The 14916-nt window shown below is 59.8% G+C and carries 15 protein-coding genes and 2 pseudogenes; 7 read left to right on the plus strand and 10 right to left on the minus strand.

Annotated elements, in window-relative coordinates; all coding sequences use genetic code 11:
- The first annotated feature begins 156 nt into the window (after positions 1-156).
- The 3 genes from LC354_RS21755 (at position 157) to LC354_RS21765 (ending at position 3468) form a co-directional block, all read left to right on the plus strand.
- Entirely contained in the window at positions 157-1611 is a 1455-nt protein-coding gene (locus tag LC354_RS21755) for a YbaY family lipoprotein (protein WP_223427837.1), read from the plus strand.
- A gap of 553 nt (positions 1612-2164) precedes the next feature.
- Entirely contained in the window at positions 2165-2320 is a 156-nt protein-coding gene (locus LC354_RS21760) for a hypothetical protein (protein WP_223427838.1), read from the plus strand.
- A 392-nt stretch (positions 2321-2712) separates the two neighbouring features.
- Positions 2713-3468: a class II aldolase and adducin N-terminal domain-containing protein gene (locus tag LC354_RS21765; protein WP_223427840.1), complete on the plus strand. Its 756-nt coding sequence runs from the start codon at positions 2713-2715 to the stop codon at positions 3466-3468.
- Between the two features lie 209 nt (positions 3469-3677).
- On the opposite strand, the gene LC354_RS21770 is transcribed toward LC354_RS21765, so the two are convergent.
- Positions 3678-4304 (minus strand): class I SAM-dependent DNA methyltransferase, encoded by a 627-nt coding sequence (locus tag LC354_RS21770; RefSeq protein WP_223427842.1) that lies wholly within the window; start codon positions 4302-4304, stop codon positions 3678-3680.
- 75 nt (positions 4305-4379) lie between these two features.
- Between LC354_RS21770 and LC354_RS21775 the strand changes: the two genes are divergently transcribed.
- Positions 4380-5237, plus strand: coding sequence for an SDR family oxidoreductase (locus LC354_RS21775; RefSeq protein WP_223427844.1), 858 nt, complete (start codon positions 4380-4382; stop codon positions 5235-5237).
- 3 nt (positions 5238-5240) lie between these two features.
- Here the strand turns inward: LC354_RS21775 and LC354_RS21780 are convergent, their stop codons facing one another.
- Genes LC354_RS21780 through LC354_RS21810 form a run of 7 tightly spaced genes read right to left on the minus strand, consistent with a single transcriptional unit; the run spans position 5241 to position 11157 of the window.
- Complete coding sequence (locus LC354_RS21780; protein ID WP_223427846.1) at positions 5241-5900, minus strand: androgen-induced gene 1 family protein; 660 nt, start codon at positions 5898-5900, stop codon at positions 5241-5243.
- A gap of 38 nt (positions 5901-5938) precedes the next feature.
- Positions 5939-7867 carry a 1-deoxy-D-xylulose-5-phosphate synthase gene (gene dxs, locus LC354_RS21785; RefSeq protein WP_223427853.1) on the minus strand — a complete coding sequence of 643 codons (1929 nt, stop codon included), beginning with the start codon at positions 7865-7867 and terminating at the stop codon, positions 5939-5941.
- Between the two features lie 9 nt (positions 7868-7876).
- A complete protein-coding gene (locus LC354_RS21790) occupies positions 7877-8743 on the minus strand; it encodes a polyprenyl synthetase family protein (RefSeq protein ID WP_399204106.1) in 867 nt (288 codons plus the stop codon).
- A 1-nt stretch (position 8744) separates the two neighbouring features.
- On the minus strand, positions 8745-8987 hold the full coding sequence (locus LC354_RS21795) for an exodeoxyribonuclease VII small subunit (RefSeq protein WP_223427855.1): 243 nt from the start codon (positions 8985-8987) through the stop codon (positions 8745-8747).
- On the minus strand, positions 8984-9910 hold the full coding sequence (locus tag LC354_RS21800; RefSeq protein ID WP_223427857.1) for a histone deacetylase family protein: 927 nt from the start codon (positions 9908-9910) through the stop codon (positions 8984-8986). The genes LC354_RS21795 and LC354_RS21800 overlap by 4 nt, the downstream gene beginning before the upstream one ends.
- Positions 9911-9946: 36 nt before the next feature.
- A complete protein-coding gene (locus tag LC354_RS21805) occupies positions 9947-10648 on the minus strand; it encodes a response regulator (RefSeq protein ID WP_223427859.1) in 702 nt (233 codons plus the stop codon).
- Complete coding sequence (locus LC354_RS21810; RefSeq protein ID WP_223427864.1) at positions 10645-11157, minus strand: MarR family winged helix-turn-helix transcriptional regulator; 513 nt, start codon at positions 11155-11157, stop codon at positions 10645-10647. Before LC354_RS21810 ends, LC354_RS21805 begins: the two co-directional genes overlap by 4 nt.
- 151 nt (positions 11158-11308) lie before the next feature.
- Between LC354_RS21810 and LC354_RS21815 the strand changes: the two genes are divergently transcribed.
- Positions 11309-12175 carry a branched-chain amino acid aminotransferase gene (locus LC354_RS21815; protein WP_223427865.1) on the plus strand — a complete coding sequence of 289 codons (867 nt, stop codon included), beginning with the start codon at positions 11309-11311 and terminating at the stop codon, positions 12173-12175.
- A 513-nt stretch (positions 12176-12688) separates the two neighbouring features.
- On the opposite strand, the pseudogene LC354_RS21820 reads toward LC354_RS21815, so the two are convergent.
- Positions 12689-12882 (minus strand): annotated as a pseudogene (locus LC354_RS21820) (ATP-binding protein); the annotation flags it as partial.
- Between the two features lie 375 nt (positions 12883-13257).
- A complete protein-coding gene (locus LC354_RS21830; RefSeq protein ID WP_223427867.1) occupies positions 13258-13545 on the minus strand; it encodes a sll1863 family stress response protein in 288 nt (95 codons plus the stop codon).
- A 69-nt stretch (positions 13546-13614) separates the two neighbouring features.
- Here LC354_RS21830 and LC354_RS21835 point away from each other — a divergent pair.
- Together LC354_RS21835 and LC354_RS21840 are read left to right on the plus strand one after the other, a co-directional pair.
- Positions 13615-13973: pseudogene (locus LC354_RS21835) on the plus strand (DUF6441 family protein); the annotation flags it as partial.
- On the plus strand, positions 13961-14263 hold the full coding sequence (locus tag LC354_RS21840; protein WP_399204110.1) for an integrase core domain-containing protein: 303 nt from the start codon (positions 13961-13963) through the stop codon (positions 14261-14263). The pseudogene LC354_RS21835 and the gene LC354_RS21840, both read left to right, overlap by 13 nt.
- Positions 14264-14916: the final 653 nt, after the last annotated feature.

The following is a 14916-nucleotide window of genomic DNA, read 5'->3' on the forward strand; positions in this document are numbered from 1 at the left end:
TCCCGCCCGTTGTTTGAACGAAACTGAATCACAAAACTATGCAATCAAACAAGAATTAATGGGTGTGCTGCCTAAATGGCCGTCATCGCGAAACATGCGGACATGCACTGTCCCCGGGATTGTGCCTTCGGAGATATGCAACGGGACGAGGATTCAATGCTTGACCGAAATACGACCGTCAACCGGAAAAAACGTGACCCGGACCGCCCGCGCGGGATTGGCTTCTTGATGGTCGTGCTTGCCTGTCTGGCCAGCACTTCCGCACTGGCGGAAACACTCCGCGGCACTGCCCTGATCCGCGAAAGGATCGCGCTGCCCGCAGGCGTCACTTTCGAGGCGGTGGTCGAGGACGTCTCGCGCGCCGATGCGTCAGCCAACATCGTTGCGCGCACGGCGATCGACGCACCCGGCCAATCCCCCATCGGCTTCGCGATCGAATATGATCCGGCGACGCTGGACCCCGGAGCGATCTATGCCTTGCGGGCCACCATCCGCCGCAACGGAGAACTCCTGTTCACGACGGATACGGTCACGCACGTCCTAGGAGACGGTGACCCGGCAAGCGTGGACGTGGTGCTCAAGATGGTTTCCGGAAACGCAACTGCCGATGTTGGACCGAACATCGGCGCTCACGGTCTGCGCTTGCCCGCCAGCTTTCGCGGCACGCTGCCCTGCGCCGATTGCGAAGGGATTCGCCACCATCTCGATCTTTGGCCCGGGCAATATTATCATCTGCGCCGCGAATGGTTGGGCGGTGCGGAGGGCGCACTGACCCGCGATGAAATCGGGCGGTGGTATGCCGATCCGGTGCGCGATGCCATCGTTCTGTACGGGGCCGCCGAAATGCCGCTGTTCTGGCAGATCAGAGGCCCCGACCGTCTCAGACAGATGGATATGGCCGGTAACCCCATCCTGTCGGACTTGCCCTACGACCTGACAAGCGATGGCACGCTTGATCCTACGGAATTGAACGGCATGGCCCTGCTGGGCATGATGACCTACTTTGCCGACGCCGCGATTTTCGAGGAATGCCTGTCCGGCGTGCGGTACCCAATCGTGCAGGACGGCGACTACCTTGCGCTGGAGCGCGCTTATCTCGATGCGCAATCGGCACCCGGCGCGCCGCTCCTGGTTCATGTCACGGGGGGGCTGGCGTCTCGCCCGGCAATGGAAGGCCCCGACCGGACCAGCCTTGTCGTGGAGCGTTTCAACCGGGTCATTCCAGGAGAAAGTTGCGAGCAAAGGCAGTCGCAGGCATCGCTGAGCAATACCTATTGGCGGATCGACAGCCTGATGGGCGCCCCGGTACAAACCTTGCCCGATAGTCGCGCGCCGCATGTTGTCCTCTTGGACACACCGGACATGCGGTTCCGTGCGACCGTTGGTTGCAACCAACTCATTGGTGGATACGACCGTGCAGGCGACGCCCTGACTTTCGGGCCGGGTGCGAGCACGATGATGGCCTGTCCGCCCCCGCTCGATGCCAGCGAAGACAGTCTGCGCGCTGTATTGGAGGCAACCCGATCTCTGCGGCAAACCGGAACAACTCTCCAGTTTCTCGACGAGGGTGGCGCGCCGGTCGCCGAACTCACCGCGGTCTATCAGCGCTAATGAACACTGGGCGGGGGATAACGGCGTTTGATCCTGCACGTCGCATGTGCCTTCTCGCCTTATGTTTTTTGCTCGGATCTAATCGCATCCCTCGGTGCGACGGTGGTGGCAGGCTGAACCTTGAACAAGACGAGCCCCATGGTGGTCGGCAGCGATCCAATGTCCGACAGACATGTGTATGGCGTAGCCGACGGGCGCGTGCCGCGCGGGCAATGATTCGAAGACAGTCAGTCCGGGGACATTCAAATCGTGCGGGGACGACCCAAAACGAAGCACACCCCGCCCCCCCGACTGCGCACGGTGTTCATCTCTGGGCGGCGTGCTGCGTCGCGGAGGGTCCTGAGCTTTTGCAAGGAACTGGGCCTTCCGGAAGGGACCACGCTCCTCCTTGTGAGCATCGCTCCGATCCTTCTGGTTTTCGGGGCTTTCATGCCCCGCTGGCACTTGATTGGTCGGGGCATAGGGAAAGGCCGAGCAGGTAAGTGGTCTCAACCGCATCCTGATTTATCTGGCATTCGGAGACCCGTGGGGGCTGCTCTTGGTAGGCCCCATTTTGATCCTGCTCCATCAACTGTCCGTTCCGCTCACAGGGGTGCGGGCGAGCTTCGATATCCGCCGCATCACGTTTGCGCTGGCGGCGCAACCAACCTCGCAGAACCTGCTCTCCGGCTTCACGATCTACGCCGATCTCCTCGTCCGTGGTGCATGACGCTGCCCAAGACGAAGGTCTGGAGGCCAAGCGCGTCGCGCACGTGAAGGCTACCGTAGAAAAATTGTGCGCTTCCGGAGACCTGCCTTTTCCAGTTTTTAAATGGCAATCGAAAGCAGAAATAAGCGGAAGCCTTCAGTATCCGCCCGAAGGGTCGCTGATGCGGCGGACAGAAAGCCAAGACTGAGACGAGATGAAAAACAGGACTGTCCAACCGCACCAATCGCACTAACCGAAGAGAAAGCTGGTCACGCCCTGAGGTAGACTGCCAATCGTGAGACACCACCCGTGCACCTGCCCGTTTCGCTGTGTCGCAATCAGACCAGCCTTTGAGGTTGATCTTTGTCCCGTAATTCCTGCACGCTTGCCGGAAACCGCAAGGGAGATTCAGTATGACCGTCACAGACCTTCGCCCAAACATGGACCACTGGCAGGAACGGGTCGATCTTGCCGCCGCCTTTCGCTGGACGGTCCGTCTGAACATGCACGAGGCGGTGGCCAATCACTTTTCGCTGGCCATCAACGACGACGGCACGAAATTCCTGATGAACCCCAACCAGATGCATTTTTCGCGGATCAAGGCATCGGACCTGATCGTGGTGGATGCCAATGACCCGGCCAGCATGGAAGGACCGGATGCGCCGGACCCGACGGCCTGGGGCCTGCATGGCGGGATGCACAAATTCTGCGCCCATGCGCGCTGTGCCATGCATGTGCATTCGCCTTACGCCACGGCCCTTGCCGCCCTTGCCGACAGCACCCTGCCGCCCGTCGATCAGAACGGATGCATGTTTTACAACCGCGTCGTGGTCGATGGGGATTACGGTGGCCTCGCCTTCGAGGAAGAGGGCGAGCGATGCGCCAGGATGTTCGATGACCCCGGCAAGAAGGTCATGGTGATGGGCAATCACGGCATCATGGTGCTGGGCGATACGGTGGCCGACACGTTCAACCGGATGTTCTATTTCGAGCGGGCCTGTCAGACCTACCTGCTGGCATTGCAAACCGGCAAGCCGTTGCGTCTGATCCCCGATGACGTGGCCGAAAAGACCGCGCAAGAAATCGAGAATTACCCCGAACAGGACGAACGCCATCTGGCCGAGCTCAAGGCGATCCTTGACGAAGAAGGGTCGAACTATGCCAGTTGATGTGGATATGGCCCGCCCGTCAGTGTGACGCAAAGGCCGATCCGTCCGCGGCTAGCGCGGTCGGAGGGGGGGGCGTCAGCAAGCCATGTCCGCCGTAAGGACCCGCTTGGATCGGGGGTCGTCAAATCCACGGGCTGCTTTCACAACGTCCGCTTTTGGCGGTGAAACGCCTGGCAGCAAGGTGCGGGCTTCCGGTCCGGTGCGCGTGCTCAGGCTTTGCGGAAGGCCAGCAGGAGGGCCACGTCCTTGGCATGCGGGCCTGTTGCGTCCGGGCCATAGATCGCGACTTCGGTGGCTGAGACATCCGTGATCGTGGCTGCAAGCTCTGCCATTTTGGCTTCGAACCCGGCGGCGCGATAGTGTTTGGCGTTGACCGACAGGACGATCCAACCGCGTGGTCTGACGGCATGCACCACCGTGTCGATGCCATCCGGCCCGACATGGCCAGTGGTGAAGGTGCCCGCACTGACGGCGCCCTGATAGCTGTCCTGCGTCCCCTCCAGACCGGCCAGAATGTCGCCGGGAAAGATGTTGCGATAGGTGTCCTTCTTGCCCGCGACCTCCAGCATCTCAGCCGAGATATCGGTGCCATCTACAGGTTCAATGCCGCGGGCCCGCAACGCTTCTCCGCACAGGCCCGTGCCCGCTCCCACATCCAGCACAGGTCCAAAGCCGCCCATCAGCGCAAAGTGCCGCGCCACCTGTTCATGCAGGATATAGCCGCTCTGTTCGGCAAAATCTGTATCATAGGTGGTGGCCCAAACTGCATAGAGCTTGCGCGAGTCTTCGGGTGTTTGCAGCGCATAGGCGCTTTCGAGGTCAGGTTTGTCTGGCATCAGGACATTAAGCGCCCGGACACAGATTTTGGCAAGAGGCTTGCCCTGCCCCGGCAATCGGGCCACCTATTGGGTATGACAAAAACGCTTCTTTCATTTGGCCACGGCTATTCAGCGCAGGCGCTCGCCAAACGGCTTGTGCCGCAGGGCTGGCGCATCATCGGCACAACACGCAGCGCAGAGAAGGCCCAAAAACTGGCGAAGCAGGGACTCGCGCCGCTGATCTTTCCGGGGGATGACGTAACCGAAGCCTTGACGCAGGCAAGTCATCTTTTGATCTCGGCCGGGCCCACAGCGGAGGGGGATCCGGTTTTGAACGAGGTCGGTGATCTGATCCGCAAACACGCGTCACGGTACGAATGGGTCGGCTATCTGTCGACCACGGGCGTTTACGGGGATCATCAAGGCGGCTGGGTAGACGAAGACACGCCGCTCGTACCATCGACCCGCCGCGGGCAGTGGCGCAAGGAGGCCGAGGCCGCCTGGGCCGCGATCCCTGATCTGCCTTTGCATATCTTTCGGCTGGCGGGCATTTACGGCCCCGGTCGCGGCCCCTTTGCCAAGGTGCGCGCAGGTACGGCACGCCGGATCATCAAGGAGGGTCAGGTGTTTTCGCGTACCCATGTGGAGGATATCGCGCAGGTTGTCGCGGCCTCGGTTGCGCGCCCGTCACCCGGCACCGCCTACAATGTCTGTGACGATGATCCGGCCCCGCCGCAGGATGTGATTGCCCATGCCGCGGAATTACTTGGCCTTCCTGTCCCGCCCGCGATCCCGTTCGAGACGGCAGAGATGACGCCCATGGCCCGCAGTTTTTATGCCGAAAGCAAACGCGTGCGGAATGATCGAATCAAGACGGAGCTGGGCGTGAAGCTGCAGTATCCCAGCTATCGCGAAGGCCTTGCGGCGCTCTTGGCAAAAGACAGTGAGTGATTGTCAGGCCCGGCTATAGTCCGGCACTACGCGATACAAAACAGCACCGACAAGTCCGAACACAATAAGCAATGCCATGGCCACTCCGCCATTGGCCGCATAAAATACGATACGTTCGCTGAACTCCATGGAGTTGAGGAAGGGGTAGGGCAGCCCGCTGGTGACACTTCCCTCAGGTTTGGCGTTGAACCGCTGCACGAACAGCTCTGCCCACGCCACATAGGCCGCGATGATCGCCAGCAGCGGTAGTATCGCCCGCCAGACCCGCCGATACACCCGCCCGACAAAGAGGGCGTCAAAGATCTGAAGCGCGGGCCCGATGGCGTGCAGGTAGTATTCCTGATGCCAATCGACCGGGCCATCATTGTTCACAAGTGAGGGGTCGGTGAAGTAAAGCTTCCAATAGAGATAGACCACCATGACGTTCAGCACCGAGGCGCAAATGGCTGTCACCTGATGCGGCCGTATGATCCGGTCGTCGCTGAGCGCCAGCATCCGGCTGGCGGAATAGAACGACAGGAACAGCGCCCAAATGGTCAGATAGCGAAACGGCCCGCCCGGCCCGCTCCACGATCCAAAAAACGTCTGATAGACGCAATATCCCCCCGCTATCAAAAAAACGGACCAGCGATACAGAAGGACGGGGCGGCTGTGAATGTTCATGGTGACAGGTAAGCCGACGCGCGCGTCTGGTACAACCCTTACGCGCGCGCTTCGCCGACAGATGCGATGCCAAGAACGCCGAGTACCTTTGCCACGATGTGTTCTGAATTCATGCCCGCCACGGCATACATGTCGGCCGGGTTTGCGTGGTCGATGAATATATCCGGCAGGACCATCGAGCGGTACTTCAGACCCTCGTCGAACACACCCTCGTCGGCCAGCAATTGCGCCACATGGCTGCCAAAGCCGCCGATTGCGCCCTCTTCTATGGTGATCAGCGCCTCGTGGTTTGAAGCCAGGTCGAGGATCATGTCCCGGTCCAATGGCTTGGCAAAGCGCGCGTCGGCAATGGTCGGATTGATCCCCTTGGCGCGCAGGTTCTCGGCAGCCTTTTCGACCTCGGCCAGACGGGTGCCAAAGCTGAGCAGGGCAACGCCCGTGCCTTCGGCAATGATGCGGCCCTTGCCGATCTCAAGCGGTGTACCCCGTTCTGGCATGTCGACACCGGTGCCCTCGCCGCGCGGAAAGCGGAAGGCGATGGGGCCGTCATCATGCGCGGCTGCCGTGGCAACCATATGAGCCAGTTCGGCCTCGTCCGCCGCAGCCATCACGACGAAACCCGGCAGATTGGCCAGATAGGCCACGTCGAAAGCGCCGGCATGGGTGGCTCCGTCCGCACCAACCAATCCGGCACGGTCGATGGCAAAACGCACCGGAAGGCGTTGGATCGCGACGTCGTGCACGACCTGATCATAGCCACGTTGCAAGAAGGTCGAGTACATGGTGCAGAACGGTTTCATCCCGCCCGCCGCCAGTGCCGCCGAAAACGTAACGCCGTGCTGTTCGGCAATGCCCACGTCAAAGCAGCGGCTGGGATAGCGTTCGGCAAAGAGGTTCAGCCCCGTGCCATCGGGCATCGCGGCCGTGACAGCGCAAATCTTGTCATCGTCCTGCGCTTCTTTGATCAGGTGTTGCGCAAAGACGCTGGTGTAGCTGGGTGCGTTCGACGGCGCTTTTTTCTGTATGCCTGTCACGACATCGAATTTGGCCGTTGCGTGGCCCTTGTCGCGGGCGGCTTCGGCGGGGGCATATCCCTTGCCCTTTTTGGTCAGCACATGGATCAGGATCGGGCCGGTTGCGCGTTCCTTGACCGTGCGCAGAACCGGCAGCAACTGGCCCAGATCGTGCCCGTCGATGGGCCCAAGGTAGCTAAAGCCCAACTCTTCGAACAAGGTGCCGCCCACGGCCAGACCCTTGAGCATGTCCTTGGCCCGCTTGGCCCCTTCGCGGAAGGGTTCCGGCAGAAGGCTCACGGCCCCTTTGGCCGCAGCCTTGAAATCCTGGAACGGCTGTTCTGCATAAAGCCGTGACAGATAGGACGACATCGCACCCACGGGCGGCGCAATCGACATCTCGTTGTCATTCAGGATCACGATCATGCGTTTTTTCAGATGGCCCGCGTTGTTCAACGCCTCAAAGGCCATGCCTGCACTCATGGCACCGTCGCCGATCACGGCAATCGCATCGCCCAGCCCCTCGGGAATCACGCCGCCCAGATCGCGCGCCACGGCAAAGCCAAGCGCCGCGCTGATCGAGGTTGAGGAATGGGCCGCGCCGAACGGGTCATAGGGTGACTCGGAGCGTTTGGTAAATCCGCTCAGCCCGTCCTTCTGGCGCAGAGTGCGGATGCGGTCGCGCCGTTCGGTCAGGATCTTGTGCGGATAACATTGGTGGCCGACGTCCCAGATGATCTTGTCACGTGGCGTGTCGAACACCGCATGCAGCGCCACGGTCAGTTCGACAACCCCGAGGCCAGCCCCGAGATGTCCGCCCGTGACCGACACGGCAGACACCGTTTCGGCCCGCACTTCGTTGGCGATCTGGCGCAATTGCCCATCAGAGAACCGTTTGAGATCGGCAGGGCGGGTGACGGTATCCAGAAGCGGCGTTTTGGGGCGGTCAGACATGGGCGGCTTTCATTTCTTGCGTGTCACGACAAAGCGGGCAGTGTCCCGCAAAATGTCTGCGTCCGTTCCATACACACTTAAGGCGTCACAGGCCACGGTCACCAGCGCATCAGCGCGGCGTTTCGCCTCGTCCAGTCCCAAGAGCGACACAAACGTGGCCTTGCCTGCGTCCGCATCCTTGCCCGTGGCTTTGCCCACAGTCTCGGTATCGCCCGTCACATCCAGAACGTCATCGGCGATCTGAAAGGCAAGGCCGAGGGCGCGGGAATAGGTTTGCAAATGCGAAAGGTCGGCACCGGCCATGCGCGCGCCTGCGGTGGCAGACCACTCGATCAACGCGCCGGTCTTGCCGCGTTGCAGGGCGGTGATTTCGTCCAGGGTCAGCGGCGCGTTTGCGGATTCTGCGGCGATATCGAGGGCCTGCCCCAGAACCATACCTTGCGCCCCAGAGGCGCGCGCCAAGGACAGCGCCAGATCGGCACGGACGTCACCGATGCCGACTTCGGGCCGGGTGACCAACTCAAACGCCAGGGTTTGCAGCGCGTCACCCGCCAGGACTGCGGTCGCCTCGTCCCATTTGACATGTACCGTAGGCGCACCCCGGCGCAGGTCGTCGTCGTCCATACAGGGCAGATCGTCGTGGACGAGGGAATAGGCGTGCAGAGCCTCGATCCCGGTGGCTGGCCAGATCGATGCCAGTGGCGCAATGCCATGCAGGCGTGCGCTTTCCATAACCATGAAGCCGCGCAAGCGCTTGCCGCCATGGGTCGCGTGCGACATTGCATCGACGATGGACGTGGTCGGCAATGTGCCAAGTACCGCGTCTAACTGCGCCTGAATGGCGGTCGCGGCGTCAGTCAGCCTCTGGGTAAACACGTTAAAGGTCGCCTGCGGCTTTCAGTCCGGTCGGGTTGCCATCGGCATCCAGCGTGATGGCGGCGACTTTCTCTTCGGCTTCTTTCAACTTGGTCTCGCACCGGGCCTTCAGCGCCGCGCCGCGTTCATAGAGCTTGATCGAATCGTCCAGGGCGACGTCGCCGCGTTCCAATTGGCCCAAAACCTTTTCAAGCTCGGCCATCGCGTCTTCAAAGCTCATTTCGTCTACGGGGCGGTCAGTCATGGGGCAGCCTTTATCAGCGATTTAATGTGGGCACGGGCACAGGCGGCCAGCGCGTCCAGATCATAACCGCCTTCCAGTACCGATACCACCCGGCCATTGCAAAGCGTGCGGGCCGCATCCGTCAGCATGTCGGTCATCTGCGTGTAGGTGTCCACGGTCCAGTTCAACTGGGCCAGCGGATCGTCCTGATGGGCGTCGAATCCGGCAGAGATCAGGATCAGTTCGGGTTGAAAGGCATGCAGGGCGGGCAACACCTTGGCCCGGTATTCCGCAAGCGCATGGGCCCCATCCGTGCCCGGTGCCAGCGGGATGTTCAGAACGGTTTGGTGCGGTCCCCGATCCGACGCGAGCCCGGTTCCGGGCCAAAGCGGCATTTGCTGCGATGTAATCACCAGGGCGCGCGGATCGTCTTGCAACAAGGCCTGTGTGCCATTGCCGTGATGCACGTCGAAATCCACCACTGCGACGCGGTTCAGGCCACGCACATCCAGCGCATGTTTGGCCGCGATCGCCACATTTCCAAAAACGCAAAACCCCATGGAAACGGCATGTTCCGCGTGGTGACCCGGTGGGCGCATTGCAACAAACGCATTGTCCGCCTTGCCGTCCAACACCAGATCAACCGCGGCCACAGCGCCACCGACCGCACGCCAAATAGCCGCTTCGGAGCCGGAAGAAACAATCGTGTCCGCGTCAAGGCTGACATGCCCACACTCCGGGATTTTGCTGCGGATCATGTCGACATAATTTTGTGGGTGGCAGAGCGCGATTGATGCGTCCTCGGCCAATGGGGCATCCAGCCGCGTCAGAGGCAAATCCTCGACGGCCCGCAAGATATAGTCAAGACGCGCGACCTGCTCCGGCGCGCCGGGCGGCGTCACGTGCTGCAGCCCATCGGGATGGGTGAAAAAAGCCGTGGTCATCGTTTAGTGTTCCCAAAATACTCTAAAAACAGCGTTTCAATCGGGGGCCAGCATGTATCCCGTGCCGCGCACCGTTTGCAGGTAGCGGGGTTGTTTCGGATTCTCTTCGATCTTGCGGCGCAACCGGGTGATCTGAACATCCACGGCGCGTTCCTGCCCTTGCCCCCTGTCACGCCCCAGATCTTCGACCAACTGGCTGCGGCTGATGGCCTGCCCGGGTTGGGCCGAAAAAATCTTCATCAACTGCATCTCGGTCGCGGTCAGACGGACAAGGTCGGCGCCCTGCCACATCTCGCCGCGCTCCATGTCATAGCGGATCGGACCCAGGGCAAGGATTTTCGGCGTTGCCTGATCGGCGGCGACTTCCGGAACACGGCGCAGGATCGCATTGATCCGCAGCAGAAGTTCCTTGGGTTCAAACGGCTTTGCAAGGTAGTCGTCGGCGCCTGCTTCCAATCCTTCAATCCGGTTGTCGGTCTCGCCCTTGGCGGTCAGCAGCAGGATGGGGGTCGTGTGGGTTTCGCGCAGCGACCGGCACAGGCTGATTCCATCCTCGCCCGGCATCATGACATCCATGACGATCAGGTCGAAATCCAGCCCCGCCAAAATCCGACGCGCATGCGCGGCATCCCGCGCCGCAGTGACCAGAAAATTCTGCCGCATCAGAAATTTCTGCAATAACATGCGGATGCGTTCGTCATCGTCCACGATCAGCAGATGTGTATCGAAGCTGCTCATGAACCGCTCTCCTTCAGTCTGGTGTAGGCGCGTTGCATTTCGTTGTCCATCATCGCCTCCAGTACCGTGCGAAATCCGGCCACGGCATCCGGGCCCGCATCGCGAAACGCGGATCGCATCCGCGCGCGCTGCGCATCCGACAATCGGCTTTCCAGTGCGCGGCCATCGTCTGTGAGATGCAAATGACGTTCGCGTTTGTCGGTTTTGCCCACCCTGCTTTCCACTAGACCATCCGCGATCAGGGTGCGCAACACACGGTTCAGCGATTGTTTCGTGACACCCAGGATGTTCAACAGGTTGTTCACCGTAGTGCCCGGCGCGCGGTTGATGAAATGCACCGCCCGGTGGTGCGCCCGCCCATACGCCAAATCTGCCAGGATGCGATCAGGATCAGCCGTGAAGCCGCGATAGGCAAAGAACATCGCCTCGATCCCCTGACGCAATTGCTCGTCCGTTAGAAAAAGCAGGTTCTCGCCGCCAATGGTCCCGCTGTTGCGTCCGTCTGCCATGTCGATCCCATGTGTGATTGCCTGTTATTCACGCAGTTTATGTCAGCCTTGTTGACATTCCAAGGGTGAAGGTTTATCGAATCGCAGGTTTTGCGCAACTTTATGACCACACCGGACATAATTGCGCAACTAATGCAAAATGGAGGCTGACATGGCTGGGTATGATGATCGTGATGGAAAAATCTGGATGGACGGCCAGCTGGTCGACTGGCGAGCGGCAAATGTCCATGTCCTGTCACATGCCATGCACTATGCCAGCTCCGTTTTTGAAGGCGAACGTGCGTATAACGGTAAGATCTTCCTGAGCCGCAAGCATTCGGAGAGATTGCATTTTTCGGCAGGCGAGCTGGATTTCCAAATTCCCTACACCGTGGACGAAATCGAAGCGGCCAAGCAGCAGGTTCTGGCCGCCAATGGCCTAACCGACGCCTATGTAAGGGCGGTGGCCTGGCGCGGTGCGGGCGAAGACATGGGTGTCGCGTCCGCGCGCAACCCTGTCCATCTGGCCATCGCGGCATGGGAATGGGGCAGCTATTACGGCGACGCCAAGCACAAAGGGGCCAAGATCGATATCGCCAAATGGAAACGTCCATCCCCGGAGACAATTCCGGTCCATGCCAAGGCGGCGGGTCTTTACATGATCTGCACGACGTCCAAACATGCGGCCGAAGCCAAGGGGTGTTCGGACGCCTTGTTCATGGATTACCGCGGCTATGTCGCCGAATGCACCGGCGCCAACATCTTTTTCGTCAAGGACGGTGAAGTACACACGCCGAAGGCCGACGTGTTCCTCAACGGTCTGACCCGCCAGACGGTGATCGGGATGCTCGAAGATAAGCAGATCAAGGTGCATGAGCGCGTCATCATGCCCGAAGAGCTGGAAGGCTTTGAACAGTGCTGGTTGACCGGCACGGCCGCCGAAGTGACCCCGGTGGGCGAGATCGCGGACTTCAACTTCGAGGTCGGTACGATCACCCGCGAGATTGCGGAAGACTACGAAAAGCTCGTTCGAGCCTAGTCCTTGGACTTTGATGCCTTTGCCGAAAGGTGGGAAGCCACGGGAAATTCACATGATCTGGATCACATCCTCGCCCATAACAGCGAGGATGTGACCTTTCGCTCGCACAAGGCTCTCCGCCTGATCTTGCGACGGGAATTGCGGTCTTTATCCGGTGGAGATTTTAGTATCACTTGTAGCCGTGAGCAGCAGCAAATCTCTGGCCTGCATTGAAGTTGCGTTTAACGTCGAAGTCCGGCGTCGGCATTCGACATCGCAGCGTTTTACTGGCGGTATCGCTACTCGACCGGGCTGCTTGTTGGCCGGGCTGAATTTTCTCAAGCTGTCATCGCGCTAGAGGACACTGGGGATCTGGCGCCATTGGCGGCCGCCCCGCCCGATCGGATGGTTGAGGTGGGTCGACGTAATCGCCTCAGTGTTCCGGCCGCGTTTAACATGGATACCGCGGCGAATGTTTGGCTTGAGTGTTGAATGTCACGGAGAGTTGACCCCCTCTTGGCTATTTATCGGCGTCTATGCTTTGGTCAATGTGGCGGTGTCTCCTTGGTTATTTTTTCACGGCCTCTGAGCCGACTTTGAAGCGGTCGCCCTCGTTGCCGGTCTCCAAGATGACAGCCGTGGGTGAGCCGGTCGAGGAACGCAGCGGTGATCTTTGCATCGCCTAAGACCTGAGCCCATTCACTGAAGCTGAGGTTGGTGGTTGCCAACGGTAGAATGTGGTGCGCGGGATGTCTAACTTAGCAAAGGTCAGACGCGCTGACGGATGCGATCGGACGACCAATTGGATAATCTCCAACGTCTCAGATGCGGCGCACCTCATTCTTGGTCGCCCTTGTCCATTGCCCGGCAGGCGATTGCCAGGCAATCTGCCGAGAGGAGTCTTTCATGCTTTTTTGAGCAGCCGGAATTCGAGTGTTTGCTTCGCTACAACCTCCTTCAGATCACGGGTTGCGCGGCGCATAGACGTGCGCGATCGCGAGCGGCTGGCCGGAAAACTGGATCTTCGGCCCGCACGATGCTTCAGTCCGACGTTGCTGCCGAACTCGCCACAATGATAGGCACCGAGATCGCAGATTGTCTGGTTATTTGAACCGCTTCATCGCACTCTGGAACGACTCCGAGAGGCTATCCCATGCCTGCTCAAAGCCTTTGCGCATATCATCCCAGGCGGCGTCGGACGCCTGCTGCGCCTCCTTCATCTTTGCCTCGGCCTCGTCGCGCTGCTTGCGCATTTCCGCAAGCTGCTTCTCGTATTTGATCTTTGCGTCGGCCTGAGCTTCCTTGGCGTTTGCCTGCATCTTGTCGATCTCTGCGTTCCACTTGTCGATATTCGCCTTTGCCTTCTCCACATATGCTTGACGATCAATCATCGGCTTCCTCCCCGGTTCTGAAGTTGAAATGAGTGCACATTATAGCCGGAAAATGAGGTTTGTGGAAATTTGAAGCTCAAACTCGACATTGCCCCAACCTCGTTCCCATGATGGCCGGGGAAAAGGCCGTCAGTGCCGCGATGCGCGAGGCCGGAACCGGGCTGAAATCCGACTGGCGGGCGCAGATCACCGGCGCTGGTCTGGGTCGACGACTGGCAAATTCGATCCGGCTTGCGACCTATCTAAAGGCCGGGAACACTCTGAATGCAGCGGCACTGGTCTGGTCGAAGGCACCTGAGATCATTGGGGCGCATGACACGGGGCCGCTGATCCGCTCAAAGAACGGGTTCTGGCTGGCGATCCCGCTGCCCGCCGCAGGTAAATCCACACGCGGTGGCTGGATAACCCCCGGCGAATGGGAGCGACGACATCGCAGTTCACGGGCTCCGCCTGGATCACTACGCTGACCGATGCCAAGATCAAAATCTCAATGGATGGTCGGGGGCGATACCTCGACAACATATTTATCGAGCGTCTGTGGCGATCCCTGAAGCAGGAGGCCGTCTACCTGCACGAATTGCAGGACGGTTTCCAAGCCAAACGCATCATCGACAACTGGATCGAGTTCTACAACGTTGAGCGGCCCCACACAGCGCTTGATAAACGAACTCCCGACGACGCATACTTTGACCCGATACAGATGAACCAAGCGGCATGAAACCTAACCCGGATGCATCTTAGCTGAGCCGCAAAACTGTCCGAAAAAGCAGGAACACTTCAAATTTTCAAGCTGTCTCCTGTCCGAGGGAAAAGCCAGCCGTTCGAATTCCCCGGAGAAAACGGCTTCTGTACGCAGAGAGCGAAATTTGTAAAGTCTGGCCCGTTTCCCGACAGCGGCCTTTCGTGTAGCGTGCGGCGAAAGCCGGGTGAGAGCCCAGAGCAGACTCAATCAAAACCTGCTGTTTGCGCCTGCGGCACCTCCGTCTCCTTGTTGGATGAGAAACCCATATCGCAACGCAGCATGAAAAGCGGCCATTACTGCAAGCCGCAGCCATCTCGATAGGGGGTATGACCAAGTTGCGGACCAAACTGACCTTTAGCACGGGCTTCTGATTGAAACCGACATTCGGGTCGCTGCGTGGCAGGATTCAAATTCCGAAATGAGCAAACTACGCTCATGACTGCCACGACAGATAAAGACGCACCGTCGCTGTCCCGCACCTTTCAGGGAATACTTGTGTACTTGCCGGGATGGTCCTGTTTGTCGGGCGGGACGTTCTGATGAAGGACATGCTGTACCGGGGCACGGTTATGAGACAGCGCTTTGCGCTGGTTATGCCGCCATTTTAACCCCGGTTGCGGCTCCGGTTT

The organism is Tateyamaria pelophila (assembly GCF_019966495.1).
GTDB classification, from domain to species: domain Bacteria; phylum Pseudomonadota; class Alphaproteobacteria; order Rhodobacterales; family Rhodobacteraceae; genus Tateyamaria; species Tateyamaria pelophila.